25 protein-coding genes are annotated in these 25490 nt (G+C 72.6%); 20 read left to right on the top strand and 5 right to left on the bottom strand.

Going from position 1 to position 25490, the window contains the following annotated elements; all coding sequences use genetic code 11:
* Positions 1-157: 157 nt before the first annotated feature.
* A complete protein-coding gene (gene glmS, locus SCNRRL3882_RS15950) occupies positions 158-2005 on the top strand; it encodes a glutamine--fructose-6-phosphate transaminase (isomerizing) (protein WP_010036623.1) in 1848 nt (615 codons plus the stop codon).
* Positions 2006-2046: 41 nt separating this feature from the next.
* On the opposite strand, the gene SCNRRL3882_RS15945 is transcribed toward glmS, so the two are convergent.
* Positions 2047-2712, bottom strand: a complete 666-nt coding sequence (locus tag SCNRRL3882_RS15945) for an ankyrin repeat domain-containing protein (protein ID WP_010036621.1) — start codon at positions 2710-2712, stop codon at positions 2047-2049.
* 74 nt (positions 2713-2786) lie between these two features.
* Here SCNRRL3882_RS15945 and SCNRRL3882_RS15940 point away from each other — a divergent pair, with 74 nt between their 5' ends.
* Positions 2787-3158, top strand: a complete 372-nt coding sequence (locus SCNRRL3882_RS15940) for a holo-ACP synthase (protein ID WP_029180952.1) — start codon at positions 2787-2789, stop codon at positions 3156-3158.
* A gap of 82 nt (positions 3159-3240) precedes the next feature.
* Positions 3241-4245: a BtrH N-terminal domain-containing protein gene (locus tag SCNRRL3882_RS15935; protein WP_010036618.1), complete on the top strand. Its 1005-nt coding sequence runs from the start codon at positions 3241-3243 to the stop codon at positions 4243-4245.
* A 53-nt stretch (positions 4246-4298) separates the two neighbouring features.
* On the opposite strand, the gene SCNRRL3882_RS15930 is transcribed toward SCNRRL3882_RS15935, so the two are convergent.
* On the bottom strand, positions 4299-5453 hold the full coding sequence (locus tag SCNRRL3882_RS15930; protein ID WP_010036617.1) for a hypothetical protein: 1155 nt from the start codon (positions 5451-5453) through the stop codon (positions 4299-4301).
* Between the two features lie 160 nt (positions 5454-5613).
* Between SCNRRL3882_RS15930 and SCNRRL3882_RS15925 the strand changes: the two genes are divergently transcribed.
* The 5 genes from SCNRRL3882_RS15925 to SCNRRL3882_RS41105 all read left to right on the top strand — a co-directional run bounded on the left by SCNRRL3882_RS15925 (position 5614) and on the right by SCNRRL3882_RS41105 (position 10783).
* Positions 5614-7077, top strand: a complete 1464-nt coding sequence (locus SCNRRL3882_RS15925; RefSeq protein WP_010036613.1) for an NAD(P)H-hydrate dehydratase — start codon at positions 5614-5616, stop codon at positions 7075-7077.
* A gap of 361 nt (positions 7078-7438) precedes the next feature.
* Positions 7439-8608: an alanine racemase gene (gene alr, locus SCNRRL3882_RS15915; RefSeq protein ID WP_010036609.1), complete on the top strand. Its 1170-nt coding sequence runs from the start codon at positions 7439-7441 to the stop codon at positions 8606-8608.
* Between the two features lie 106 nt (positions 8609-8714).
* Positions 8715-9974, top strand: coding sequence for an alpha/beta fold hydrolase (locus SCNRRL3882_RS15910; RefSeq protein ID WP_010036608.1), 1260 nt, complete (start codon positions 8715-8717; stop codon positions 9972-9974).
* On the top strand, positions 9940-10464 hold the full coding sequence (gene tsaE / locus SCNRRL3882_RS15905; protein WP_010036605.1) for a tRNA (adenosine(37)-N6)-threonylcarbamoyltransferase complex ATPase subunit type 1 TsaE: 525 nt from the start codon (positions 9940-9942) through the stop codon (positions 10462-10464). Before SCNRRL3882_RS15910 ends, tsaE begins: the two co-directional genes overlap by 35 nt.
* A 142-nt stretch (positions 10465-10606) precedes the next feature.
* On the top strand, positions 10607-10783 hold the full coding sequence (locus SCNRRL3882_RS41105) for a hypothetical protein (RefSeq protein WP_010036604.1): 177 nt from the start codon (positions 10607-10609) through the stop codon (positions 10781-10783).
* A gap of 35 nt (positions 10784-10818) precedes the next feature.
* Here SCNRRL3882_RS41105 and SCNRRL3882_RS15900 read toward each other — a convergent pair whose 3' ends face one another.
* On the bottom strand, positions 10819-11376 hold the full coding sequence (locus SCNRRL3882_RS15900) for a hypothetical protein (protein WP_010036602.1): 558 nt from the start codon (positions 11374-11376) through the stop codon (positions 10819-10821).
* 137 nt (positions 11377-11513) lie between these two features.
* Here SCNRRL3882_RS15900 and tsaB point away from each other — a divergent pair, with 137 nt between their 5' ends.
* Genes tsaB through SCNRRL3882_RS15880 form a run of 4 tightly spaced genes read left to right on the top strand, consistent with a single transcriptional unit; the run spans position 11514 to position 14047 of the window.
* A complete protein-coding gene (gene tsaB, locus SCNRRL3882_RS15895; protein WP_010036601.1) occupies positions 11514-12167 on the top strand; it encodes a tRNA (adenosine(37)-N6)-threonylcarbamoyltransferase complex dimerization subunit type 1 TsaB in 654 nt (217 codons plus the stop codon).
* Between the two features lie 29 nt (positions 12168-12196).
* Positions 12197-12694 carry a ribosomal protein S18-alanine N-acetyltransferase gene (gene rimI / locus SCNRRL3882_RS15890; RefSeq protein WP_040902803.1) on the top strand — a complete coding sequence of 166 codons (498 nt, stop codon included), beginning with the start codon at positions 12197-12199 and terminating at the stop codon, positions 12692-12694.
* On the top strand, positions 12687-13793 hold the full coding sequence (tsaD, locus tag SCNRRL3882_RS15885) for a tRNA (adenosine(37)-N6)-threonylcarbamoyltransferase complex transferase subunit TsaD (RefSeq protein ID WP_010036598.1): 1107 nt from the start codon (positions 12687-12689) through the stop codon (positions 13791-13793). Before rimI ends, tsaD begins: the two co-directional genes overlap by 8 nt.
* On the top strand, positions 13790-14047 hold the full coding sequence (locus SCNRRL3882_RS15880; protein ID WP_010036594.1) for a hypothetical protein: 258 nt from the start codon (positions 13790-13792) through the stop codon (positions 14045-14047). The genes tsaD and SCNRRL3882_RS15880 overlap by 4 nt, the downstream gene beginning before the upstream one ends.
* Positions 14048-14056: 9 nt before the next feature.
* On the opposite strand, the gene SCNRRL3882_RS15875 is transcribed toward SCNRRL3882_RS15880, so the two are convergent.
* Complete coding sequence (locus tag SCNRRL3882_RS15875) at positions 14057-16369, bottom strand: glycoside hydrolase family 3 N-terminal domain-containing protein (protein ID WP_010036593.1); 2313 nt, start codon at positions 16367-16369, stop codon at positions 14057-14059.
* A gap of 163 nt (positions 16370-16532) precedes the next feature.
* Between SCNRRL3882_RS15875 and SCNRRL3882_RS15870 the strand changes: the two genes are divergently transcribed.
* From SCNRRL3882_RS15870 to SCNRRL3882_RS15850, 5 genes are all read left to right on the top strand, one after another.
* Positions 16533-17597, top strand: a complete 1065-nt coding sequence (locus SCNRRL3882_RS15870; protein ID WP_010036592.1) for a LacI family DNA-binding transcriptional regulator — start codon at positions 16533-16535, stop codon at positions 17595-17597.
* A 92-nt stretch (positions 17598-17689) separates the two neighbouring features.
* Positions 17690-19042, top strand: a complete 1353-nt coding sequence (locus tag SCNRRL3882_RS15865; protein ID WP_010036591.1) for an endo-1,4-beta-xylanase — start codon at positions 17690-17692, stop codon at positions 19040-19042.
* An 84-nt stretch (positions 19043-19126) separates the two neighbouring features.
* Positions 19127-20170: an LCP family protein gene (locus tag SCNRRL3882_RS15860; protein ID WP_086012482.1), complete on the top strand. Its 1044-nt coding sequence runs from the start codon at positions 19127-19129 to the stop codon at positions 20168-20170.
* Between the two features lie 130 nt (positions 20171-20300).
* Complete coding sequence (locus tag SCNRRL3882_RS15855; protein WP_010036584.1) at positions 20301-20657, top strand: YciI family protein; 357 nt, start codon at positions 20301-20303, stop codon at positions 20655-20657.
* Positions 20658-20704: 47 nt separating this feature from the next.
* Positions 20705-21985, top strand: coding sequence for an RNA polymerase sigma factor (locus SCNRRL3882_RS15850; protein WP_010036581.1), 1281 nt, complete (start codon positions 20705-20707; stop codon positions 21983-21985).
* Here SCNRRL3882_RS15850 and SCNRRL3882_RS15845 read toward each other — a convergent pair.
* Positions 21960-23159 carry a THUMP-like domain-containing protein gene (locus SCNRRL3882_RS15845; protein ID WP_010036578.1) on the bottom strand — a complete coding sequence of 400 codons (1200 nt, stop codon included), beginning with the start codon at positions 23157-23159 and terminating at the stop codon, positions 21960-21962. The two genes, SCNRRL3882_RS15850 and SCNRRL3882_RS15845, sit on opposite strands and share 26 nt — an antisense overlap.
* Before the next feature lie 135 nt (positions 23160-23294).
* Between SCNRRL3882_RS15845 and SCNRRL3882_RS15840 the strand changes: the two genes are divergently transcribed.
* From SCNRRL3882_RS15840 to groES, 3 genes are all read left to right on the top strand, one after another.
* Complete coding sequence (locus SCNRRL3882_RS15840; protein WP_010036577.1) at positions 23295-24173, top strand: polysaccharide deacetylase family protein; 879 nt, start codon at positions 23295-23297, stop codon at positions 24171-24173.
* Entirely contained in the window at positions 24170-24907 is a 738-nt protein-coding gene (locus tag SCNRRL3882_RS15835; RefSeq protein ID WP_010036576.1) for a polysaccharide deacetylase family protein, read from the top strand. Before SCNRRL3882_RS15840 ends, SCNRRL3882_RS15835 begins: the two co-directional genes overlap by 4 nt.
* A 200-nt stretch (positions 24908-25107) precedes the next feature.
* Positions 25108-25416: a co-chaperone GroES gene (gene groES / locus SCNRRL3882_RS15830; RefSeq protein ID WP_029180951.1), complete on the top strand. Its 309-nt coding sequence runs from the start codon at positions 25108-25110 to the stop codon at positions 25414-25416.
* Positions 25417-25490: the final 74 nt, after the last annotated feature.

Here is a 25490-nt window from a genome sequence, read left to right as displayed (position 1 = left end):
CGTACGAACGGACGGTGAGGTGGGATCCGTCACGCAGGGGCCTCGGGGCCTCCTCTGCGGGGAGAAGGCCGACAGGGCTTCGTACCCCGGTGGTAATTTCCGATTTCGGGCACGCTGCGGCAGGTTCGGCGCGGGAAACGACCCTAAGCTGCCGCCCATGTGTGGAATCGTGGGTTACGTGGGGCCGCAGTCGGCGCTCGAGGTCGTGATGGCCGGGCTGAAGCGGCTGGAGTACCGGGGGTACGACTCGGCGGGCGTCGCCGTGCTGGCCGACGGCGGGCTGGCGACGGGGAAGAAGGCCGGCAAGCTCCTCAACCTGGAGAAGGAACTGGACGGCCGGCCCCTGCCGGCCGGCACGACGGGCATCGGACACACCCGGTGGGCCACACACGGCGGCCCGACCGACGCCAACGCCCACCCGCACATCGACAACGCGGGACGGGTCGCGGTGGTGCACAACGGCATCATCGAGAACTTCGCCGTGCTGCGGGCCGAGTTGGAGGAGCGGGGGCACGAGCTGACCTCCGAGACGGACACCGAGGTCGTCGCGCATCTGCTCGCCGAGGAGTTCTCCTCGTGCGCCGACCTCGCCGAGGCGATGCGGCTGGTGTGCCGGCGGCTGGAGGGCGCGTTCACGCTGGTCGCGGTGCACGCCGACGAGCCGGACGTGGTGGTGGGCGCACGGCGGAACTCGCCCCTGGTGGTGGGCGTCGGGGAGGGCGAGGCCTTTCTCGCCTCGGACGTCGCCGCGTTCATCGCCCACACCCGGTCGGCGATCGAGCTGGGACAGGACCAGGTGGTGGAGCTGCGCCGGGACGGCGTGACGGTGACGGGCTTCGACGGCCGCCCGGCCGACGTCCGCTCGTACCACGTCGACTGGGACGCGTCGGCCGCGGAAAAGGGCGGCTATGACTACTTCATGCTCAAGGAGATCGCCGAGCAGCCCAAGGCGGTCGCCGATACGCTGCTGGGCCGGATCGACGGCTCCGGTTCGCTGACCCTGGACGAGGTGCGGATCCCCGCGGGGGTGCTGCGGGAGATCGACAAGGTCGTCATCGTCGCGTGCGGTACGGCCTTCCACGCCGGGATGATCGCCAAGTACGCCATCGAGCACTGGACGCGCCTGCCGTGCGAGGTGGAACTGGCCAGTGAGTTCCGGTACCGGGATCCGATCCTGGACGCGCAGACCCTCGTCATCGCCATCTCCCAGTCCGGCGAGACCATGGACACCCTCATGGCGCTGCGGCACGCCCGTGAGCAGGGCTCCAACGTGCTGGCGATCTGCAACACCAACGGCTCGACGATCCCGCGTGAGTCGGACGCGGTGCTGTACACGCACGCCGGGCCGGAGGTGGCCGTCGCCTCCACCAAGGCGTTCCTGACGCAGCTCGTCGCGTGCTACCTGGTCGCCCTGTATCTGGGCCAGGTGCGGGGCACCAAGTGGGGCGACGAGATCCGGGCGGTGATCCGTGACCTGTCCTCGATCGCCGGTGCGGTGGATCAGGTGCTGGGCACCATGGAGCCGGTGCGGGAGCTGGCGCGCACGCTCGCCTCGAAGAACACGGTGCTGTTCCTCGGCCGCCACGTGGGGTATCCGGTGGCGCTGGAGGGCGCGCTGAAGCTCAAGGAGCTGGCCTACATGCACGCCGAGGGGTTCGCGGCGGGGGAGTTGAAGCACGGGCCGATCGCCTTGATCGAGGAGGATCTGCCGGTGGTCGTCGTGGTGCCGTCGCCGCGCGGGCGGTCCGTGCTGCACGACAAGATCGTGTCCAACATCCAGGAGATCCGGGCGCGGGGTGCGCGGACGATCGTCATCGCGGAGGAGGGGGACGAGGCGGTGGTGCCGTACGCGGACCACTTGATCCGGGTGCCGGCCACGCCGACGCTGCTCCAGCCGCTCGTGGCCACGGTGCCGCTGCAGGTGTTCGCGTGTGAGCTGGCGACGGCCCGCGGGAACGAGGTGGATCAGCCTCGGAACCTGGCGAAGTCGGTGACGGTGGAGTAGCGGAGCGACGGAGAGGGGCGAACGGCCGGTCGCCGTTCGCCTCAGTACGGGTAGCTCCAGGGTGGCGGCGGCGTGGGGCTGTACGCCAGCTTGGTCCAGCCGTCGGGGGTCACCTGGTAGAAGTCCCCGTTGTCGCCGTCCATCCGCGAGCGGCCGTTCACATGCACGACGTCCGCGTGCAGGCGGTAGTGGAAGCCGCCCATCATGCCGACCACACGGAAGAAGATCTGTCCGCTCAGACTCTCCGTCAGCGGGGACAGCGGCGGCAGCAGGTGTTCGGTCTCGTCGAAGCAACTGCCCGTCCGCTCCCGCAGCATCGCGTGGAAGTGGTGTTCCAGCGCGTCGGACGGGGCGGGGAGCCGCCGCACCTCGACCGGCTCCAGGAGCTCGAGCAGGTGCGTGTGACCCCGCTCCCGCGCGATGTCCACGGGGCGAAGTCCGTCCCGGGTGCGCTGGGTGCGCCAGGCGCCGTGCGCGATCAGCCGGGAGACGACGGCGATGCCGGCACCGTGCCAGGCGGCCTGGTGCAGCGGGGCGAATCCGCTGCGTTTCCCGGGCCGGGCCAAGTTGACCCGTTCGGGGTGCTTCCCCAACTCCGCGAACAGGCCGTCCCAGTCGGCGTCCCGGGCCAGGTCCGAGAACCGGTCCCGGTCCTTCAGATACCAGTCGTTGTAGTGCCCGCGGTCGGTGAGGCCGTCCCATTCCATGTGGATCATGCTAGGAGGCGGGAACGGAGCCGTGTCGGCGGGGAACGCCCCGGCAGGACCGTAGGGTGCTGCGCATGAGCATTATCGGGGTCGGGATCGACGTCGCCGAGATCGATCGGTTCGCGGCGTCGCTGGAGCGTACGCCCGCGTTGGCCGGACGGCTGTTCGTGGAGCGGGAGTTGGTGCTGCCCAGTGGGGAGCGCCGGGGGGTCGCCTCCCTGGCTGCCCGGTTCGCCGCCAAGGAGGCCCTGGCCAAGGCGCTCCGGGCTCCGGCCGGGCTGCTCTGGACCGATGCCGAGGTGTGCGTCGAGGACAGTGGACAGCCGTGGCTGCGGGTGACCGGGACCGTGGCCGCGCGGGCCGCCGAGCTCGGGGTGCGGTCCTGGCACGTGTCCCTGAGCCATGACGCGGGTGTCGCCTCGGCCGTGGTGATCGCGGAAGGGTGAGCCGGGGCCGGGGAGTGACGACATGGACCACAGGAGCGTGGCCCGCTGACCGGTTGATCACCCCTGTCCAGGAGGGCACGGCATGACCACGGTAAAGGGCGTCGACCTTCGCGGTACGCAGCACTGCGAGACGTCGGCTCTGGGCGTGCTGCTGCGGCACCAGGGACTCGATCTGTCCGAGCCCATGCTCTTCGGCCTCGGGTCCGGCCTGTCCTTCATCTACTGGGACAGCAAGAACATGGACTTTCCCTTCCTCGGCGGGCGCGTCAAGCCCTTCGAGCTCACCAGGAACCTGGCCGCCACGCTGGGCCTGGAGCTCGCGGTGCGGGAGACCGGCTCCGCCCGCAAGGCGTGGGAGAACGCGGCGACCGCGATCGACGCCGGCCGGCCCGTCGGGCTCCAGCTCGACAGCTACCACCTGGACTACTTCACCTCGAGGGTGCACTTCGGCGGTCACGTCGTCGCCCTGTACGGCTACGACGAGCACGACGCCCACCTGGTGGACACCGACCAGCAGGGCGGAGCCGTGTCCACCAGCCTGAGCAGCCTCGCCCGGGCCAGGGCCGCGCGCGGGCCGATGACCGCCAGGCACCGGTCCTTCACGCTCACCGTTCCGAAGAAGGCGCCCGACCCGCGGAGCCGGATCGTCCCGGCCGTCACCGCCTGCGCCGACGCCTTCCTCGACCCGCCGATCGCCAACCTCGGCCACCGGGGCATCGACAAGGCCGGCAAGCTGGTGCGCACATGGCTCCGGCGCACCGACGATCCGCGGCGGGACCTGCCGCAGGCCGCGCAGTTGATGGAGAAGGCCGGCACCGGCGGCGCGTTGTTCCGGAACCTGTACCGCGACTTCCTCGCCGAGTGTGCCGAGTGGCTCGACAGCGGCCATCTGCGGACCGGGCACAGGCTGTACGCCGAGGCAGCCACCCTGTGGACGGATGTCGCGGCACTCATCGCGAGAGCGGGCGAATCGGGTGACGGGCAGTGCCTCGTGCGGGCCGGTGCCGCCCTGTCCGAAGTCGCGCGCATCGAGCGCGAGGCCATGCGGGCACTGAGCCGCCTGCGGGGTGAAGCCCTCGCCGGGTGAGCCTCAGGGCGAGGGCTTCGAGGAGTGCGGAGGCTTCGGGGAGTGCCGGGGCGTCAGCAGATCGTCTGACTGCTGTTCACCCGCGTGATGTTGCGGAACGTCGTGTTCTCGCCGCACGGGCTCTCCCTGATGGCCGAGTTGGTGACCGTCAGGTTCTGGATGGTGATGTCCTTGTTGTTCGGGAACTCCGAGCGGGCGGCCAGGCGCAGTTCGCCGCCGCCCGAGATCGTGCCGCTCCGGGCCGCGAGGCTGACGTTGTAGCAGTTCTCGATCAGGACCGAGTTGTTGCCGGTGTTGGAGATCGTCACCTTGTCGATCGTCGCCCCGCCGCTCTCCGAGACGCAGAACACCCCGCGTCCGCCGCCGCGCGCGATGACCTCGCCGACCCGGATGTTGGTCGGGTAGCCGCTGCCGACCCGGCCGTTGCGGTTGGCCATGCGGAAGGCCGCGTAGCCGGTGCCCGTGCCCGCGTTCTCCGCGTCCACCTTGGTGACGCTCGCGTTGATGGTCTGGTTGAGCAGCAGGCCGGACTCGCCCACGTTGCGGGCGGTGACCGTGCCGATGGTGATGCCGTCGACGCCGTAGGTCTCGACCGCGTGGCTGGACGCGCCGGAGACGTAGACGTTGTCGATGCGGACGTTGCGCGTCCACTGGCTGGTGTCGCCGCGGTTGTCGATGCGGACGCCCAGGCCGCGGGAGAGGCGCATGTCTATCTGGCCGAGCACGACGTTCTGGACGTTGCGCATGAAGATGCCGTAGAGCGGGGTGCCGGTGAGCTTGAGGTTCTGGACCTCCACGTCACGGGTGCCGCGGGAGTAGACCGGCGCCTGGTCGCCGGAGCCGCTGCCGGTGACGTTGATGGTGCCGCAGACGTCGAGGACGGTGTAGCTCGGGAGCGAGATGCGTGAGCCCGCCGAGACCGAGCCCGAGCCGCGGACCACGACCCGCTCCTTCGACGTGCGGCCCGACGAGAGGCTGTTGACGGCCGCCTGGACGGCGGCGCGCATGTCGGTGCCGGTGTAGACGGTGCTGCTGCCGCGCCGGGTGGTCCAGTTGCCGCCGTTCTGCACGGCCTCTGCCTGGTACGAGCCGTCCCCGCAGGCAGTCACTCGCGTCGGGGCGGCGGTGGCGGGGGCGGTCAGGGTGCCGGCGGCGGTGAGGACGGCGGTGGCACCGGCGGCGGCGAGGAATGCGGCTCTGCGTCCCATGGGGGCCTCGGTTTCGTCGAACGTGGGGGGTGTGCAAGCGCTTTCTGCGCGGCCGGTGAGTCTGGCAAAGGGCAGGCAAAGCGTCAATGGATCCGACACGGTTCGCAGTTGCGTGAGCTACGGGGGAGTGCTCGGGCGGTCGTACGGGAAACTCGACCGCATGCGTAGTGCGTACAGCGTGGAGACGGTCAGGACCGCCGAACGGCAGCTGATGGCGCGGCTGCCGGAGGGGGCGCTGATGCAGCGCGCCGCCGCCGGACTCGCCGCGGCCTGCGCCGACCTGCTGGGGCGGGTGTACGGGAGCAGGGTCGTGCTGCTGGTCGGGAGCGGGGACAACGGGGGTGACGCGTTGTACGCCGGTGCCCGGCTGGCCCGGCGGGGGGCCGGTGTCACCGCGGTGCTGCTCGCGCCGGAGCGGGCTCACGCCGGGGGGCTCGCGGCGCTGCGGCGTGCCGGGGGGCGGGCCGTGAGCGCCGGTGGGGCCGAAGGCGCCGGCGGGGGCGCGGCGGGCGTCGAGGAGTTGATCGAGCGGGCGGATCTCGTCGTCGACGGCATCGTCGGGATCGGCGGGAAGGGCGGGCTGCGGCCGGACGCGGTGCCGCTGGCCGCCGCAGCCGAACGGTCGCGGGCCGCCGTCGTCGCCGTCGATCTGCCGAGCGGGGTCGATGCCGGCACCGGGGAGGTGCGCGGCGTCGCGGTCCGGGCCGATCTGACGGTGACGTTCGGGGCGCACAAGCCGGGGCTGCTGATCGATCCGGCGCGGGAGTACGCCGGGTCGGTGCGGTTGGTCGACATCGGGCTGGAGCTGCCGGTCGAGCCGGAGCTGGAGGCGTTGCAGCACGCGGACGTGGCGCGGTTGCTGCCGGTGCCGCGGGCCGAGAGCGACAAGTACCGGCGGGGTGTCGTCGGCATCGCCGCCGGGTCGGCGCGCTACCCCGGGGCCGCCGTGCTCGCCGTCGCGGGAGCGCTGCGGGGCGGGGCCGGGGCCGTGCGGTACGTCGGGCCGGCCGGGGACGCCGTCATCACCCGGTTCCCCGAGACGCTCGTGTCGGACCAGGGGCCGAAGCACGCCGGGCGGGTGCAGGCGTGGGTCGTCGGGCCGGGGGCCGGGGACGACGCGGCGACGGTGGGGGAGGTGCTGGCGGCGGATGTCCCGGTGCTGGTCGACGCGGACGGGTTGCGGTTGGCCGAGGCGGGGGTCGTACGGGCGCGGCGGGCGCCGACGCTGATGACGCCGCATGCGGGGGAGGCGGCGGCGCTGCTCGGGGTCGACCGGGCGGAGGTCGAAGGCGGGCGGCTGGCGGCGGTGCGGGAGCTGGCCGGGCGGTATGGGGCGACCGTGCTGTTGAAGGGGTCCACGACCTTGATCGCCGACTCGGGGGGCGGTGCCGTGCGGGTGAATCCGACGGGGACGGCCTGGCTGGCGACGGCGGGGAGCGGGGACGTGTTGTCGGGGCTGGCGGGGTCGTTGCTGGCGGCGGGGCTTTCCACGGTGGACGCGGGGAGCGTGGGGGCGTATGTGCACGGGCTGGCCGGGAGGCTGGCGGCGGACGGGGCGCCGGTCGGGGCGCATGACGTGGCGGAGGCCGTTCCGGAGGCGTGGCGGAATGTTCTCGCTGAGTGAGGGCGGGATGATTCTCGACTGAGTGAAGGCGGGATGTTCTCGGCCGAGTGACGGAGTGTTCTCGGCCGAGTGAGGGAGTGTTCTCGGCCGAGTGAGGGTGCGGGCGGAGTGGGCGGGGGTCGCTGTGGGGCGGGTCGCCCCCTCCATCCCGTCCCGAGTCCGGGGGCTGCCGTCCCCGGGCCCCCGCTTCGGCCTGGACGGCCTCGTCCGCAAGCGCCGGACGGGCTGGAGTGCGGCCGGCCGTGCCCGGTGTGGAGAAGGGGGACCGGGCGTTCGTGTGGGTGCGCAGGTCCGGGACGGAAGCGGCTGGTCGGGGGCCGCTGCCGCGGGTGGGTCGGGGCCCTCTGAGACACTGGGCGCGATGAGCGAGAGAACAGCCCCGCGGACCGCGCCCCTGCGGGCCCGCGCGGAGATCGACCTGGCCGCCCTGCGGGCCAATGTGCGGGCGCTGCGTGCCCACGCGCCGGGCGCGGCCCTGATGGCCGTGGTGAAGTCCGAGGCGTACGGCCACGGGGCTGTGCCGTGTGCCCGCGCGGCCGTCGCCGCGGGGGCCGACTGGCTGGGCACGGCGACGCCCGAGGAGGCCCTCGCCCTGCGGGCCGCCGGGCTGCCGGGCCGCATCATGTGCTGGCTGTGGACGCCAGGCGGGCCGTGGCGCGAGGCGATCGAGGCGGACGTCGACGTGTCCGTCAGCGGGATGTGGGCCCTGCGGGAGGTCACCGCGGCCGCCCGGCGGGCGGACCGGCCCGCGCGGGTCCAGCTCAAGGCCGACACCGGGCTCGGACGCGGCGGCTGCCAGCCCGGTGAGGACTGGGCCGAGCTGGTCCGTGAGGCGCTGCGCGCCGAGGCCGACGGGCTCCTGCGGGTCACGGGGCTGTGGTCGCACTTCGCCTGCGCCGACGAGCCCGGCCACCCCTCCATCGCCGCCCAGCTCGGCAGCTTCCGGGAGATGGTCGCCTACGCCGAGGAGCAGGGCGTCCGCCCCGAGGTCCGGCACATCGCCAACTCACCGGCCACGCTCACGCTCCCCGAGAGCCACTTCGACCTGGTCCGCACCGGCATCGCCACCTACGGCATCTCGCCCAGCCCCGAGCTGGGCACCCCGGCCGACTTCGGGCTGCGCCCGGTGATGACGCTGTCCGCCTCGCTCGCCCTGGTCAAGCACGTGCCGGGCGGGCACGGCGTCAGCTACGGCCACCGGTACGTGACGCCCGGCGAGACCACCCTCGGTCTCGTTCCGCTGGGCTACGCCGACGGCATCCCGCGGCACGCGTCCTCGGCCGGGCCGGTCCTGGTCGAGGGCAAGTGGCGCACCATCGCGGGGCGGGTCGCCATGGACCAGTTCGTGGTCGACCTGGGCGGCGACGAGCCCCCACCGGGCGCCGAGGCGGTGCTCTTCGGGCCCGGGGACCGCGGCGAGCCCACCGCCGAGGACTGGGCCCAGGCGGCCGGAACCATCGCCTACGAGATCGTGACCCGGATCGGAACGCGCGTTCCTCGCGTCTATGTGAATGACGAAGAGGACGGGTAACTCGCACAGGACCGGTCACGCACAACGACAGGCACCCTGACAACACCAGCACCACGAGCAGCAGCACCAGCATCGGCAGCAGCACCCCGGCGAAGAGGAGCGGTACGTGAGCGAGAGCAGTGCGGAGGTCGTCGCGAACGCCGCCACCGCGGCCGTCGCGGCCTCCGCCGCGGGGGCGGCGGGAGGCTGGCGCCGGGCGACCGGCATCGCCGGTGTCGCGATAGGCGTGGTGGCCGCGGGAGCGGCCGCCGGTGTCGCCCTGGAGCGGATGACGGTCGGCCGGGGCATGCGCCAGAAGGCCCGGCTCGCCCTCGACTCCGCGGGACCCTACGGCTCGCTGCGCGGCATGCCCGGCAAGGCGTTCGCCGACGACGGCACGGAGCTGTACTACGAGGTCGACGACCTCGACCCGGAGGCCGCCCCCGCCGCCATCGGCCCGCGCCGCCGACGGCTCTTCGGCCGCAAGGCCCCCGCCCCCGTCACCGTCGTCTTCAGCCACGGCTACTGCCTCAGCCAGGACTCCTGGCACTTCCAGCGGGCGGCGCTCAGAGGTGTCGTACGGACGGTCCACTGGGACCAGCGCAGCCACGGCCGGTCCGGGCGGGGCGTGGCCCAGGGGCGGGACGAGCCGGTCACCATCGAGCAGCTGGGCCGCGACCTGAAGGCCGTCATCGACGCGGCCGCGCCCGAGGGGCCGATCGTGCTGGTCGGCCACTCGATGGGTGGCATGACGGTGATGGCGCTGGCCGACCAGTACCCAGAACTGGTTCGGGAGCGGGTCGTCGGGGTGGCCTTCGTGGGGACGTCGTCGGGGCGGCTCGGCGAGGTCAACTACGGGCTTCCGGTCGCCGGGGTCAACGTGGTGCGGCGGGTGCTGCCCGGCGTGCTGAAGGCGATGGGGCAGCGGGCCGAGCTGGTGGAGAAGGGGCGCCGGGCCACCGCGGACCTCTTCGCCGGGGTCATCAAGCGGTACTCGTTCGCGTCCCGGGACGTCGACCCGGCCGTCGCCCGGTTCGCCGAGCGGATGATCGAGAGCACGCCCATCGACGTGGTCGCCGAGTACTACCCGGCGTTCAACGACCACGACAAGACCGAGGCGCTCGCCCACTTCGCCGACGTGCCGGTCCTCGTCCTGGCCGGGGTGCAGGACCTGGTCACGCCGAGTGAGCACAGCGAGGCCATCGCGGATCTGCTGCCGGACGCCGAGCTGGTGCTGGTGCCGGACGCGGGGCACCTGGTGATGCTGGAACACCCGGAAGTGGTCACCGACCGCCTCGCCGACCTGCTCACCCGCACGGGTGCCGTGCCCGCAGGGGCTACCGTGAAGGGCTATGGAAGCACCAGCAGCACCGCACAACCCGGCTGAGCCGGGATCCTCCGTCCAGATCGTCGTCACCTCCCCCGAGCAGATGCGGGAGCTGGGCCGCCGACTCGCGAAACTGCTGCGCGCCGGTGACCTGGTGATGCTCAGCGGAGAGCTCGGAGCGGGCAAGACGACCCTGACGCGTGGGCTGGGCGAGGGACTCGGCGTGCGCGGGGCCGTCACCTCGCCGACGTTCGTGATCGCCCGGGTGCATCCCTCGCTGGGCGACGGGCCGCCGCTGGTCCATGTCGACGCCTACCGGCTCTCCGGCGGGCTGGACGAGATGGAGGACCTCGATCTCGACGTCTCGCTGCCCGAGTCCGTGGTCGTCGTGGAGTGGGGCGAGGGCAAGGTCGAGGAGCTGACCGAGGACCGGCTCCAGGTGGTGATCCACCGCGCGGTGGGCGACACGACCGACGAGGTCCGGCAGATGACGATCACCGGTGTGGGGGAACGCTGGGCTTCGGCGGACCTGAGCGTGCTCGGGGCGTAGCTCCCGGCGCGTGGTGTTTTGATGAACGTTCCGACAAGGCGTCGGCAAAATGTTGCGTTCGGCGTCTTGTGCGTGGTCACATGGTATCCAGTCCGTAGTTAGGTCTGCCTAACTACGCCCGCCCCGCCTTCGGGAGGCGTCCATGTCGGCTACAGAGAGCAAGGGGCAGCCGCTGCCGTTCGCGGTCGCCGGGGTGTCCATGCGTGACCTGCTGGCGGCGGGCGAGGCGGCGGCGCTGATCTCCACGCCACCGCGGGTTCCGGAACCGGACTTCGCCGGGCCGGTCGATCCGGTGGCCGACCACCGGGAAGCCGCCTAGGGCCCGTCGTCCGGATCGGATCGCGGACGTGGGTGCTAGCGGACGACCACGACCTTGCGGCCGATCGTCGCGAACGTCCACATCGCCTCGCCGTCCGCGCGTGACTCGCGGATGCCGCCCGTGCGTTCCTTCGGGGCCGGTGCCGGGGCCGAGTCGTTCACGGCCGCGCTGAAGCCGATCACCACACCGCCCACGCTGGTGAAGCGCACGACGTGTTCGACGGGGACGCCGTCGGAGCCGGTGACCGCGTTCGAGCGGGACGTGACCGCGTAGTTCCCCGGGGCCGGATCCACCGCGCTCGGGGTGACCTCGAACGTGCGGGTGACCACCTCGTCACCGCCGACCAGCCACACCCGGTCGCCGTGCAGGGAGTACACGACCCGTGCGCCCTCGCCGGAGCCGGCGGGCAGCGCGGCGGGGTCCTTCCTGGCCCGGGGCGGCGCCTTCGAGGTGCCGGCCGGGGGTGTGGTGCCCGCGTGCGCCCGGCCCAGGCCGGCCGGGAGGGTCTGTGCCGCCTGGTGGGCGAGGTAACCGACCGTCGCCAGGGCCGCGGCGGTGAGCCCGGCCACGATCCCCGAGCTGCTGACTGCCACCGGCGCCCACCTCCACGTCGTACGTCCCTGTCGTGCACGGTGCGCATACCGCGCCGTGACGGAAGGTGACGGTAGCAGCAGGTGACGGCCTGACAGGTACGTCCGACACGGGCCCCGGGGAGCCGTAGGCTGTTTGCGTGCTCTTGCTCGCTCTGGATACCGCCACACCCGCCGTCACCGTCGCGCTGCACGACGGCCGGGACGTCATCGCCTCGTCGAGTCAGGTGGACGCGCGCCGGCACGGTGAACTGCTGCTGCCCGCGATCGACCGGGTGCTCGCCGAGGCCGGTCTGAAGCTCGACGCCGTCACCGGGGTCGTCGCCGGCATCGGGCCGGGCCCGTACACCGGACTGCGCGTCGGCCTGATGACCGCCGAGACCTTCGGACTCGCGCTCGGCGTCCCCGTGCACGGCGTGTGCACACTGGACGGCCTCGCCTACGCCGCCGACCTGGAGGGCCCGTTCGTCGTGGCGACCGACGCCCGCCGCAAGGAGGTCTACTGGGCCCGCTACGCCGACTCCCGCACCCGTGTCACCGACCCGGCCGTCGACCGGCCCGCCGACATCGCCGGGCAGGTCGCGGGCCTGCCCGCGGTCGGCGCGGGCGCGCTGCTGTACCCGGACACCTTCCCCCAGGCGCACGAACCCGAGCACGTGTCCGCCGCCGCGCTCGCCCGGCTGGCCGCCGAACGGCTGGCGGCGGGCGCGGACCTCCCCGCGCCCCGGCCGCTGTACCTGCGCCGCCCCGACGCCCAGGTCCCCAAGAACTACAAGGTGGTCACCCCCAAGTGACCGGGTCCGAGACGTGTGTGCTGCGCGAGATGCGCTGGTGGGACATCGACCCCGTGCTGGAGCTGGAGCGGGACCTGTTCCCCGACGACGCCTGGTCGCGGGGCATGTTCTGGTCCGAGCTGGCCCACGCGCGCGGGCCGGAGGCGAGCCGGAAGTACCTCGTGGCGGAGGCGGGGGAGCGGATCGTCGGGTACGCCGGTGTCGCCTCCTCCGGCGAGCAGGCCGACATCCAGACCATCGCCGTCACCCGGGAGTACTGGGGGACGGGGCTGGGCGGCCGTCTCCTCGCCGAACTGCTGCGGGCCGCGACCGCCTTCGAATGCGCCGAAGTGATGCTGGAGTGCCGTGTGGACAACGTCCGCGCGCAGAAGCTGTACGAGCGCTTCGGCTTCGAGGCCATCGGCTTCCGGCGCGGCTACTACCAGCCGGGGAATGTGGACGCCCTGGTGATGCGACTGACCACGAAACCCGACAGCGGCTCCGCCGCGGGTTCGACTTCCGTACAAGGAACCCAGATCAATGGCTGACTCACGCGACGAGCCTCTCGTTCTCGGCATCGAGACCTCCTGTGACGAGACCGGTGTCGGTATCGTCCGCGGCACCACCCTGCTCGCCGACGCCGTCGCCTCCAGCGTCGACGAGCACGCCCGGTTCGGCGGTGTCGTGCCCGAGGTCGCCTCCCGGGCCCATCTGGAGGCGATGGTCCCCACCATCGACCGCGCGCTGAAGGAAGCGGGAGTGAGCGCCCGCGACCTCGACGGCATCGCCGTCACCGCCGGTCCCGGCCTCGCCGGTGCCCTGCTGGTCGGCGTCTCGGCGGCGAAGGCGTACGCCTACGCGCTCGGCAAGCCCCTGTACGGCGTCAACCACCTCGCCTCGCACATCTGCGTCGACCAGCTGGAGCACGGCGCGCTGCCGGAGCCGACCATGGCGCTGCTGGTGTCCGGCGGCCACTCCTCGCTGCTGCTGTCCTCGGACATCACCTCCGACGTCCGCCCGATGGGCGCGACCATCGACGACGCGGCCGGTGAGGCCTTCGACAAGATCGCCCGTGTGCTGAACCTGGGCTTCCCGGGCGGCCCGGTCATCGACCGGTACGCACGCGAGGGCGACCCGGACGCGATCGCCTTCCCGCGCGGCCTGACCGGTCCGCGCGATCCGGTCTACGACTTCTCCTTCTCGGGGCTGAAGACGGCCGTGGCCCGCTGGATCGAGGCGAAGCGGGCGGCGGGGGAGGAGGTCCCGGTGCGGGACGTGGCGGCCTCCTTCCAGGAGGCGGTCGTGGACGTACTGACCCGCAAGGCCGTCCGGGCCTGCAAGGACGAGGGTGTCGACCACCTGATGATCGGCGGCGGCGTGGCCGCCAACTCCCGGCTGCGCGCCCTGGCCCAGGAGCGCTGCGAGGCGGCCGGGATCCGGCTGCGGGTGCCGCGGCCCAAGCTGTGCACGGACAACGGTGCGATGGTCGCCGCGCTCGGCGCCGAGATGGTGGCCCGCAACCGGGCCGCGTCGAGCTGGGACCTGCCGGCGGACTCCTCGCTGCCGGTCACGGAGCCGCACGTGCCGGGCCACGGGCACGGCCACGACCATGTGCACGAGATCAGCAAGGAGAACCTCTACTCGTGACGGTCGCCTTGATGTGGGAGGCGCGGGCGGTGCCAGGGCGGGGCGAGGACCTGCTGGCCTGGGCGCGGGCGCAGGAGCTCCCCGCTCAGCCCCTGCGCCGGGAGACCCTGCGCGCTCCCCAGGACCGGGTCCTCGTCATCACCTGGTGGGACGCCCCGTACGGCGCAGAGCTGCCCGAACTGCCGGAGCCGGACGGGGAGTTGGTGACCCGGGCCGTGCACCGCTGGCGGTTCGAGTCGGTGGGCTCCGGCTGACCCCCGCCGTCACCCCGCGTCCGTCACCTCGGTCTCGCAGCGCAGCCGCCGGTCGGCGCCGAGCACCCGGAGCGGGCCCGTGAGGATGAGGCGTGCCGTGTGGCGTACGTCCGCGCTGGACGCCGCCAGCCGCAGCTCCAGGGCGCCCGGTTCGACCACGCGCCGGCCCGAGCGGTCGGTGAAGGACGACAGGTCCGGGTGGAAGCGGAACGTCACCCGCACCGCCTCGCCCGGGGCCGCCGTCACACGCTGGTAGCCGATCAGCCGCACGTCGGGGCGGGTCACCGACGCCACCGGGTCGTGCAGATACAGCTGCACGACCTCCGCGCCCTCGCGGTCGCCCGTGTTGCGGACGGTCACCGAGACGTCGTACGTCCCGTCCGTGCCGATCTCCGCCGGCTCCTCGCCGCCCGTGCCGTCCTCCCAGGCGAACGTCGTGTACGAGCGGCCGTGCCCGAAGGCGTACAGCGGGGTCGGGTCGAGGTTGCTGACCTCGCCCGCGAGGCCGAGGGGCGGCTGGAGGTACGTCCAGGGCTGGCCGCCGGGGGCCTGCGGGACGCTCACGGGGAGACGGCCCGACGGGTTCACGCGGCCCGACAGCACTCCCGCCACTGCCGGGCCGCCCTCCTCCCCCGGGAAGAACGCCTGGACGACCGCGCCCAGGCGGCCGTGCCAGCGGCCGAGCGCGTAGGGACGGCCGGTCAGCAGCACCAGCACCACGGGGACGCCGGTGGCGACCAGCGCGTCCAGCAGCTCGCCCTGGGCGCCCGGCAGGGCGAGGTCCGTCGCGTCACAGCCCTCGCCCGAGGTACCGCGGCCGAACAGGCCCGCCCGGTCGCCGAGGACCGCCACGCACACGTCCGCCTCGGCGGTGCGGGCGACGGCCTCCTCGAAGCCGGAGGTGTCCGGGTCCGTCACGTCGCAGCCCTGCGTGAACGTCACCTTGGCGTCGGGCAGTTCGGTGCGCAGGGCGTCGAGGACCGTCGGGATCTCGATGCCGGTGGGCACGCCGGGGTGGTGGGTGAGGACATGGGAGGGGAACGAGTAGCAGCCCAGCATGGCCAGGGCGTCGGCCGCCCGGGGGCCGACCACCGCGATCCGGGTGTCGGGGGCCAGCGGCAGCAGGCCGTCGGGGTTGTCGAGCAGGACGACGGACTCCTCGGCGATGCGGCGGGCCAGGATCCGGTTGCCCGTGGAGTCGAGGTCGACCGTGGCGGCCGGCTCGGGGGTCCAGTCCTCGTCCAGCAGGCCCAGTTCGCACTTCTGGAGCAGGACGCGGCGGGCCGCGCGGTCCACGAGCTCCTCGGGGACCCGGCCCGAGCGGACCGCGTCCACCAGCGGATCGCCGTAGCACTTGAGGCTCGGCAGTTCCACGTCGATGCCGGCCTGAAGGGCCGCGTGGGCCGCCTCGGCCGGGGTGCCGGCGACCCGGTGGAGGGTGTGGAGGAAGCCGATGCCGAAGTAGTCCGCGACGACCGTGCCGGTGAAGCCCCACTCCTCGCGCAGGAGTCCGGTCAGCAGCTCGGGGTCCGCCGAGGCCGGGACGCCGTCCCGCTCCGTGTAGGCGGCCATCACCGAACGGGCGCCGCCCTCGCGCAGCGCCATCTCGAAGGGCGGGAGGGTGACGTCCGCGAACTCGCGGGTGCCGGCCCGTACGGGCGCCAGGTTGCGGGCGCCGGCCGAGGAGGCGTACCCGGCGAAGTGCTTCAGCGTGGCGATGACTCCGGCCGACTCCAGGCCCCGCACATAGGCCGTGCCGACCGTGCCGACCAGGTACGGGTCCTCGCCGATCGTCTCCTCCACGCGGCCCCAGCGCGGATCGCGTACGACGTCCAGGACGGGCGCGAGGCCCTGGTGCACGCCGGCCGAGCGCAGGTCGTCGCCGATGCGCCGGGCCATCTCCTCGACCAGCGGGGGGTCCCAGGTCGCGCCCCAGGCCAGCGGGACCGGGTAGGCCGTGGCCTGCCAGGCGGTGAAGCCGGCCAGGCACTCCTCGTGGGCGACCGCCGGGATGCCGAAGCGGCCGGCCTCGGTGATGCGGCGCTGGGCGCGGGCCAGCGCCTGCGCGCCCAGCGCCGGGTCCACGGGGGCGGTGCCGAAGGAGCGCGTGAGCTGGCCCAGGCCGCGGGTGATCAGCTCGTCCCACTCGTAGTCCACGGTCATGTCGTGCTGGTGCGGAGCGACCCCGTCGCCGTCCGTCGCGGCGCCCACCCACACGCCGTACAGCTGGGCGGTCTTCTCCTCCAGGGTCATCCGGGAGAGCAGGTCGTCGACGCGGGCGGCGGCGGGCAGGGCGGGGTCACGCCAGGGCGCGGTGGTCATGAAGCTCCTGTCGGGTGGACGGACGGCCCTCTCACGAACGGTGCTCACGAGCGTCTCTCACGCCCGCTTCCACGAATGTTTCGGTAAGTATGTCGAATGTTCCGGGAACCTATGGCGCCGCGGGGACTTCGTCAAGGGGGCCCGCAGGGATACGATCGCCGCCATGACATCCCCGGAGCCGGTTGAAAGCCGGACGCAAACCCGGACGCAGGGGCGCAGCGCGCAGACCGCGACGCTCGCCGAGATCGCCCGTGAGGCCGGTGTGTCGGCGCCGACTGTTTCGAAGGTCCTCAACGGCCGGGCCGACGTCGCCCCCGCCACCCGGGCCCGCGTCGAGGATCTGCTGCGCGCCCACGGCTACCGGCGCCGCCGTGCCGAGGCGACCCGCTCGCCGCTGATCGACCTGGTCTTCCACGAGCTGGAGAGCGCCTGGGCGCTGGAGGTCATCCGGGGTGTGGAGAACGTGGCCCGGGACGCGGGGCTCAGCGTGGTGCTGTCGGAGAGCGCCGGGCGGCTCACCCCCGGGCGGACCTGGGCCGACCAGGTCGCCGCGCGCCGCCCGCACGGCGTGATCCTGGTCCTGTCCGGACTCGACGAGTCGCAGCGGGCGCTGCTGACCAGCCGCTCCATCCCGTTCGTGGTGATGGACCCGGCCGGTGACCCGGGGGCCGACGTGCCGTCGATCGGCGCGACCAACTGGCAGGGGGGTCTCGCGGCCACCCGGCACCTGGTCGACCTGGGACACCGCAGGATCGGCGCGATCAGCGGGCCGACGCAGATGATGTGCAGCCGCGCCCGGGTCGACGGCTACCGGGCCGCGCTGGAGACCGCCGGTCTGCCGGTCGACCCCGCGCTGATCGCGAACGGCGACTTCCACCACGAGGCCGGCTACCGGATCGGCCTGGAGCTGCTGCGTCGCCCGGACCGGCCGACCGCCGTCTTCGCCGGGAACGACCTCCAGGCGCTCGGGCTGTACGAGGCCGCGCGCGAGCTGGGGCTGCGCATCCCCGAGGACCTGAGCGTGGTCGGGTTCGACGATCTGCCGCTGGCGCCCCTGGTCGGGCCGCCGCTGACGACCGTACGGCAGCCGCTGACGGAGATGGCCGAGGCGGCGGCCAAGCTGGTCCTCGACCTCGGCCGCGAGGCGGGCACTCCGGCGGCGACCCGGGTGGAGCTGGCGACCAGCCTGGTGGTGCGCAGCAGTACGGCGGCGCCCGCGGGCGGTTGACCGTTGGGGCTGTATTGACGGGTGTTCCGGGCGCCTCCACACTGCACCGAAGCCAATCGGTTGCACAACCGAAACTTTCGGAGGCACCCGCAATGAGATCGCTGAGATCGGGCTTACTCACATCCCTGCTGGCCGGTGTCGTCGCGGCCGGCTCCCTGCTGGCCGCGGCCCCCGCGTCGCACGCCGCCGACTCCCCGCTGCGCGACCTGGCCGAGGCCAAGGGCAAGGTCATGGGCACGGCGGTCACCGGCTCGAAGCTCACCGGCACCTACGGCGAGATCGCCGGACGCGAGTTCAACTGGCTCACCCCCGGCAACGCCATGAAGTGGGGCTCCGTCGAGCCGAGCCGGGGCAGCTACAACTGGGCCGAGGCCGACCAGATCGTGGACTTCGCCGAGGCCCACGACCAGCAGGTGCGCGGCCACACCCTGCTGTGGCACCAGCAGAACCCGGGCTGGCTGACGAACGGCAACTGGACCCGGGACCAGCTCAGCGCCATCGTCCGGGATCACATCGCCACCGAGGTCGGCCGCTACAAGGGCCGGCTGGCCGCCTGGGACGTGGTGAACGAGCCCTTCAACGAGGACGGCACCTACCGCCCGACCCTCTTCCACGACACCCTCGGCCAGGACTACATCGCACAGGCCCTCACCTGGGCCCGGGCCGCCGACCCGGGCGCCAAGCTGTACATCAACGACTACAACGTGGAGGGCGTCAACGCGAAGAGCACGGCTCTCTACAACCTGGTCAAGTCGCTGAAGGAGCGCGGAGTTCCGATCGACGGGGTCGGGCTCCAGGCCCATCTCATCGTCGGTCAGGTGCCCTCGACGATGCAGCAGAACATCCAGCGCTTCGCCGACCTGGGCGTCGACGTGGCGATCACGGAGCTGGACATCCGGATGCAGCTGCCGGCGACGCAGGCGAAGCTGACCCAGCAGGCCGCCGACTACAAGGCGGTCATGAACGCCTGCGTGGCGGTCGCGCGCTGTACCGGTGTCACCGTCTGGGGCTTCACCGACTCCGACTCCTGGATCCCGGACACCTTCCCCGGCCAGGGCGCGGCGACCCCGTACGACGAGAACTACCGGCCGAAACCGGCGTACCACGCCATCGCGCAGGCCCTCGGCGGGACGACGACCACGCCGCCGACGGGCGCCTGCTCGGCGACGTACAGCGTCACCAGTCAGTGGAGCACGGGCTACACGGGCCAGGTGCGGATCGCCTGCTCGGGCGCCTCGCTGTCGTCGTGGAAGGCGAACTGGACGTTCGGCGCCGGGCAGCGGATCACGCAGGCCTGGAACGCGAGCTGCACGCAGTCGGGTGCGGCGGTCAGTTGCGCGAACGCCTCGTACAACGGGTCGGTGCCGGACGGCGGTTCGGTCACGTTCGGCTTCAACGGCTCGTGGAGCGGGAGCAACCCGGTGCCCGTGGTGACCCTGGGGTGAGGGCGGACCGAGAAGTCTGAGAATTTCCGAAGAAAATCGCCCGGGGGGCCCTGCTCGTAATAATTCGGACTTACGTTCCTGCCCGTGACGGGACGTGACGGGAACGGGGACGAGGGCAGAGCCGTGGGCCGGCGGTCGAGAGCGCTGCGGATCGCCGGCCTCGCCCTGGCGGGCGCGCTGGTGCTCGGCATCGGCTCGGCGGGCTGGGCCTACTGGCATCTCAACGACAACATCAAGAGCGTCGACATCAACAACGCGCTGGGCGACAACCGCCCGCCGAAGCCGGTGGTCACGCCGTCTCCTTCCGCATCGGCCCTGCCCAGCGAGGCCCTCAACATCCTGGTCCTCGGTTCCGACTCGCGCAGCGGCGAGGAGAACCAGAGGCTCGGCGGCGGCGACAGCTCAGGTGCCCGCTCCGACACGGCGATGGTCGTCCACCTCGACGCCGGGCGCACCAGCGCGACGGTGGTGAGCATCCCGCGCGACACCCTGGTCACCCGCCCCTCCTGCCCGAGGCCGTCCGGCGGGACGACCGGTGTCGCGTACGACTCCATGTTCAACGACGCGTACGCGGTGGGCGGTCCGGCCTGTGCGGTGAAGACGGTCGAGTCGATGACCGGCGTCCGCATGGACCACTACGTCGAGATCGACTTCTCCGGCTTCGCGAAGCTCGTGGACGCGCTCGGCGGCGTCACCGTCGCCACGGACGAGGACATTGCCGACGACTACAGCCATCTGCACCTGAAGGCGGGCACCCATCACCTGGACGGCACGCAGGCCCTCGCCCTGGCCCGCACCCGGCACGGCATAGGCGACGGCAGCGACCTGGGCCGCATCGGCCTCCAGCAGAAGCTGGTGAAGGCACTGCTGCAACAGATCGCCGCGCAGGACCTGCTCACCGACCCGGCGAAGCTGTACCGCGTCGCGGACGCCGTGACCGCCGGCCTCACCACCGACACCGGCCTGGACTCCCTCGGCGAGCTGACCCGGCTGGGGCAGAGCCTGAAGGGCCTGTCGGCGAGCGAGGTGCGGACGGTGACGATGCCGGTGGTGCGGGCGCCGTCGGATCCCAACCGGGTGGTGGCCGAGGAGCCGAAGGCCCGGAAGCTGTGGGAGTCACTGCGCTGACCTGCGCAAACGCGCTCCGGGAAAGTTCCCGGAGAAAAAGACCGGGAGCGTGTCGATCCGGAGGTCTCCCGATCGACGCAGGGGTGAGAGCGAGGAAGGACCTCGCTCCGCAGAGTCCCGAGGAGTCACCATGCCGCGCTTTCTCACCCTGATCCGCATCGACGAGAAGAACGCCCCCGCCGAGGGTCCGAGTCCCGAACTCCAGGAGCGGATGGGCAAGCTCCTGGAGGAGATCACCAAGGCCGGGGTCATGCTCGACACGGCCGGTCTCACCCCGACCTCGGACGGCACCAGGGTGACCTGGGACGGCGGGCGGCTGTCCGTCACCGACGGGCCGTTCACCGAGTCCAAGGAGGTCATCGGCGGCTACTCGATCAGCCAGTGCAAGGACAAGGCCGAGGCGATCGAGTGGACCAAGCGGTTCCTGTCCCTGCACGAGGACTACTGGACGATCACCGCCGAGGTCCGGCAGATCGCCGAGGGCTGACCGGTCCTCCTTGGCCGGGCGGCGCCAGGGGTGTCTGATGGTGGGTTGTGACCCCGCAGCCCACCGCCTCCCCGGCGCCCCGGCCCGACCGGACCGCCGAGGCCATCGAAACGGTCTTCCGCATCGAGTCGCCCCGCATCATCGCCGGCGTCACCCGGGTCGTCCGGGACGTCGGCATCGCCGAGGAACTCGCGCAGGACGCGCTGGTCGCCGCGCTGGAGCAGTGGCCGCGGGACGGGGTGCCCGACAACCCGGGCGCCTGGCTCATGGCCACCGCCCGCAACCGCGCCGTCGACCTGGTCCGCCGCCGTGAGAACTACGCCCGCAAGCTGGCGGAGATCGGCCGGGACCTGTCGGCGGTGTCTCCCCCGGAGGAGCCCGCCGACCCGGACGACATCGACGACGACCTGCTCCGCCTGGTCTTCACCGCCTGCCACCCGGTCCTGTCCACCGAGGCCCGCACCGCCCTCACCCTGCGCCTCGTCGGGGGCCTCACCACGGCCGAGATCGCCCGCGCGTTCCTGGTCCCCGAGCCGACCGTCGCGCAACGCATCGTCCGCGCCAAACGCACCCTGGCGACGCGCAACATCGCCTTCGAGGTGCCCTACGGCCCCGACCGCGAGGCCCGCCTCGGCTCGGTCCTGGACGTCATCTACCTCGTCTTCAACGAGGGGTACGCCGCCACGGCCGGCGACGACTGGCTCCGCCCGTCCCTGTGCGAGGACGCCCTGCGCCTGGCCCGTGTGCTCTCGGGCCTCATGCCGAAGGAATCCGAGGTGCACGGCCTGACCGCGTTCCTGGAGTTCCAGGCGTCCCGCACGGCGGCGCGCACGGGTCCCTCCGGCGAACCGGTCCTCCTCAAGGACCAGAACCGCGCCCGCTGGAACCGCATGCTCATCGCGCGCGGCGTCGCCGCGCTGGGCAGGGCCGAGGCCATCTCCTCCGGCGCCCCGGGCCCGTACCTCCTCCAGGCCGCCATCGCCGCCTGCCACGCGCACGCGTACACGTACGAGGAGACCGACTGGCCCCGCATCGCCATCCTGTACGGCCTCCTGGCCGCCCGTACCCCGTCCCCGGTGGTGGAACTGAACCGCGCGGTGGCCGTCTCGATGGCCGAGGGCCCCGGCCCCGCCCTGGCCGTCGTCGACGCCCTGACGGACGACCCCGCCCTGCGGGACTACCACCTGCTGCCCAGCGTCCGGGCCGACCTGCTGTCCCGCCTCGGCCGCACGACGGAGGCCCGGGCGGAGTTCGAACGGGCGGCGTCGCTGACGCGGAACGAGCGGGAAAGGCACCTGCTGCTCAGGCGGGCGGCGGAGCAGAGCTGACGGCTCCTGCCTGGGCGGGGTGCCCGATGAGCATCGCCGGTGCTCCCGCCACCCGCGTCAGGAACACCGTGGCCGCGTGCCGGCCCTGGGGCTTGACCTTCTTGCGGAGTTCCTCCGGCTCGACCGCCGAGCCGCGCTTCTTCACCGTGAGGTTGCCGACCTCCCGCTCCCGCAGCAGGGCCTTCAGCTTCTTGACGTTGAACGGGAGGTGGTCGGTGATCTCGTAGGCCGTGGCGTACGGGGTCGGGTGCAGGGCGTCGGCCGTGACGTAGGCGATGGTCGCGTCGAGGAGCCCGCCGCCGACCTCGTCGGCCACCTCGGCGACCAGGTGGGCCCGGATGACGGCGCCGTCGGGCTCGTACAGGTAACGGCCGGGCGGGCGGACCTCCGGGTCGGGCAGGCCGCGGGAGAGCAGGGTGCGGGGGCCCGGCAGCAGGGTGGCCCGTACCGCCCCGGGCGCGGTGCCGAACCACAGCACCGCCTCCTTCACGTCGCCGCCGTCGGAGATCCACTCGGCCTCGGCGTCCTCGGGGACCGCCTCGTGCGGGATGCCGGGGGCGATCTTCAGCGCGGCGGCGCGAGGGGCGCGGCGGGCCGCGGACACCGCCCAGGACAGGGGCGGTGAGTACGCCTCCGGGTCGAAGATCCGGCCCCGGCCGCCGCGCCTGGCCGGGTCGACGAACACGGCGTCGTAACCGGCCGTGTCCACGTCCGTGACATCCGCCTCCCGCACCTCGATCAGGCCGGCCAGCCCCAGCGCCTCGGCGTTCGCCCGCGCCGCCGCGGCCGTCGCCGGGTCCCGGTCGACGGCCAGGACCCGGATCCCGGCCCGGGCCAGCGCGATCGCGTCGCCGCCGATGCCGCAGCACAGGTCGGCGACCGAGGTCACGCCCGACTCGGCCATGCGCCGCGCGCGGTGGGCCGCCACGCTCGCCCGGGTCGACTGCTCGACCCCGTTCGGCGTGAAGAACATCCGGCCGGCGTCCTCGGCCCCGAACTTCACCGCCGCCCGCTGCCGCAGCCGTGCCTGGCCCAGCGCCGCCGACACCAGCTCGGCGGGGTGCTCACGGCGCAACCGGGTCGCGACGGCCAGCTCCCGCGCCGGATCGGTGTCCCGCACCTCGTCGAGGAGGACGCGGCCTTCGGGGGTGAGGAGGAGGGCGAGGTCGTTCACCGGATCATTGTGGGCCACCTGGTGGATGGTGCGCCGTCGGTCGCGGTGTCGGGGCCGATCCGGGGTGACCGGCTGCGAGGATCCCGCATCATGGGAGTAGTCGTACAAAATGACAAAAGCCGGGCGTCTGGCGGCATGCGGATCGGCCTCGCCGTACTCACCCTCGCCGCCATCGCGTCGGGTTGCGCGCAGGACGACAGCGGCCGGATCCCCGCGGCCGGCGGCCAGCAGCCCCTGGACGCGCCCCCGGCCCGCGCGCTCGACTCCTACGCCTCCAAGCTGCGCGGCGCGCATGCCGTCCGGGTCGCCGCCGCGCAGCGCTGGGGGCTGCGGACAGTCCCGCTGACCGCCCCGTCGGCCCCCGCGAGGAAGCCGAGGATCAGGACCCGCGAGGGCTTCGAGGTGGACGGTCACCGGAGGCTGAACCTCCCGCCCGTCTTCACCACCGTCCCCACCCGGGACAAGGTCGTCTTCCTCACCGTCGACGACGGCGTCGAGAAGGACCGGGCGTTCCTGCGGATGATGAGCGACCTGAAGGTCCCGTACAGCGCCTTCCTCAGCGGCTACCTGATCAAGGACGACTACCGCTACTTCGAGAGGATGCAGGGCCTGGGCGTGGCCCTGAACAACCACACCCTCCGCCACCGCTACATGCGGGGCCTGCCGTACCGCACGCAGAAGCGCGAGATCTGCGGCATGCAGCGCCTCCTCGAGAGGCGCTACGGCAAGCGCCCGACCCTCTTCCGCCCGCCCTTCGGCAGCTACGACAGGGCGACCCTGCGCGCCGCCAAGGCCTGCGGCATCGAGTACGTCCCCCTCTGGAACGAGGAGGTCTTCGCCGACCACTGGGAGTACCGCGAGGGCGACAACAGACTCCGCCCGGGCGACATCGTCCTCACCCACTTCCGCGGCCGTGCCCAGTGGCAGGGCACGATGCCCGACATGATCCGCCGCTTCCTGAACAAGGTCACGGCCGAGGGGTACGCGGTGGGCCGGCTGGAGGACTACCTGTGAGGCGGCGGTCGCCGGCCGCGGTGGTGTGCGCGGGAGCGATCCTGCTGGCCGGCTGCGCCGGGACCGTGGGGGAGCGCGCGGGCGCGGAGGCCCGGGGCCGGCCCCCGACGCACGCGTCGAGCGACGCCCGCGGGCCGGACCGGGGCGGCCTCCCGCCCGTCGTGGACCACGTCCGCACCCGCGACCGGGTGGTCTTCCTGACCTACGACGACGGCGCCGAGCGCGACCCCCGCTTCGTCGGCCTCGTCCGCGAACGGCGGCTTCCGGTCAGCATGTTCCTCACGGACAGCGTCGTGGGGCCGGGTTACGGCCACTTCGCCCGGCTCCGCGCGGTCGGCGCGTCCATCCAGAACCACACCCTCGACCACCCCGCCCTGCGCGGCCTGCCCTACGCCGGCCAGCGTGCCGAGATCTGCGGCCAGCAGTTCAAACTCCGCTCCCGCTTCGGCATCCGCCCCCGCCTCTTCCGCCCGCCCTACGGCACGTACGACACGACGACCCTGCGGGCCGCCGCCGACTGCGGCATCCGGGCAGTCGTCCTCTGGCGGGCGTCCCTGGGCCCCGACGGCGACCTGACCTACACCCGTGGCAAGCCCGGCCTGCGTCCCGGTGACATCGTCTCCGTACCGTCGGGCGAGCCCACGTCCCTGACCCTGACGGAACGGACCGTGCGACTGCTGCTGGAGATCGAGGCGCGAGGGCTGCGGGTCGGGCGACTGGAGGACCACCTGTAGAGAGCACCTGGCCGACGCGCCGCCCGGCAATTGGCACTCCGCTTGACCGAGTGCTAATCGCAGTCATAGTCTCGGCTCTGGCACTCCCCAATGGAGAGTGCCAACACAGCGACGGGCAGGTCCGGCACCCGCGACGACGGATCCACCTGGTCGCCACCTCAGACAGTTAACCCCGTGAGATCTCCGAAGGGGGAGGTCGGATCGTGACGACCGCCAGCAAGGTTGCCATCAAGCCGCTCGAGGACCGCATCGTGGTCCAGCCGCTGGACGCGGAGCAGACCACGGCCTCGGGCCTGGTCATTCCGGACACCGCCAAGGAGAAGCCCCAGGAGGGCGTCGTCCTGGCCGTCGGCCCGGGCCGCTTCGAGGACGGTAACCGTCTTCCGCTCGACGTCTCCGTCGGCGACGTCGTGCTCTACAGCAAGTACGGCGGCACCGAGGTGAAGTACAACGGCGAGGAGTACCTCGTCCTCTCGGCTCGCGACGTCCTCGCGATCGTCGAGAAGTAATTCACCCCAAGCACATTGCTTTGAGCTGCGCCCCTGGCCCCCCGCGATCACCAAGAAGCCGGGCGCCCGGGGCG

Source organism: Streptomyces chartreusis NRRL 3882, from assembly GCF_900236475.1.
Lineage (GTDB): Bacteria > Actinomycetota > Actinomycetes > Streptomycetales > Streptomycetaceae > Streptomyces > Streptomyces chartreusis_D.
Note: the sequence above shows the minus strand (reverse complement) of the source record. Positions and strands in the feature narration are given on the sequence as shown.

Bases quoted from the DNA above. Each gene is read 5' to 3' on its own strand.
- SCNRRL3882_RS41105 (WP_010036604.1), top strand. From the start codon at position 10,607: ATGTCGGCTACAGAGAGCAAGGGGCAGCCGCTGCCGTTCGCGGTCGCC.
- SCNRRL3882_RS15935 (WP_010036618.1), top strand. From the start codon at position 3,241: ATGACCACGGTAAAGGGCGTCGACCTTCGCGGTACGCAGCACTGCGAG.
- SCNRRL3882_RS15940 (WP_029180952.1), top strand. From the start codon at position 2,787: ATGAGCATTATCGGGGTCGGGATCGACGTCGCCGAGATCGATCGGTTC.
- SCNRRL3882_RS15930 (WP_010036617.1), bottom strand. From the start codon at position 5,453: ATGGGACGCAGAGCCGCATTCCTCGCCGCCGCCGGTGCCACCGCCGTC.
- SCNRRL3882_RS15945 (WP_010036621.1), bottom strand. From the start codon at position 2,712: ATGGAATGGGACGGCCTCACCGACCGCGGGCACTACAACGACTGGTAT.
- SCNRRL3882_RS15870 (WP_010036592.1), top strand. From the start codon at position 16,533: ATGACATCCCCGGAGCCGGTTGAAAGCCGGACGCAAACCCGGACGCAG.
- tsaD (WP_010036598.1), top strand. From the start codon at position 12,687: ATGGCTGACTCACGCGACGAGCCTCTCGTTCTCGGCATCGAGACCTCC.
- SCNRRL3882_RS15855 (WP_010036584.1), top strand. From the start codon at position 20,301: ATGCCGCGCTTTCTCACCCTGATCCGCATCGACGAGAAGAACGCCCCC.
- alr (WP_010036609.1), top strand. From the start codon at position 7,439: ATGAGCGAGAGAACAGCCCCGCGGACCGCGCCCCTGCGGGCCCGCGCG.
- SCNRRL3882_RS15875 (WP_010036593.1), bottom strand. From the start codon at position 16,369: ATGACCACCGCGCCCTGGCGTGACCCCGCCCTGCCCGCCGCCGCCCGC.
- SCNRRL3882_RS15865 (WP_010036591.1), top strand. From the start codon at position 17,690: ATGAGATCGCTGAGATCGGGCTTACTCACATCCCTGCTGGCCGGTGTC.
- rimI (WP_040902803.1), top strand. From the start codon at position 12,197: ATGCGCTGGTGGGACATCGACCCCGTGCTGGAGCTGGAGCGGGACCTG.
- tsaE (WP_010036605.1), top strand. From the start codon at position 9,940: ATGGAAGCACCAGCAGCACCGCACAACCCGGCTGAGCCGGGATCCTCC.
- glmS (WP_010036623.1), top strand. From the start codon at position 158: ATGTGTGGAATCGTGGGTTACGTGGGGCCGCAGTCGGCGCTCGAGGTC.
- SCNRRL3882_RS15840 (WP_010036577.1), top strand. From the start codon at position 23,295: ATGCGGATCGGCCTCGCCGTACTCACCCTCGCCGCCATCGCGTCGGGT.
- SCNRRL3882_RS15925 (WP_010036613.1), top strand. From the start codon at position 5,614: ATGCGTAGTGCGTACAGCGTGGAGACGGTCAGGACCGCCGAACGGCAG.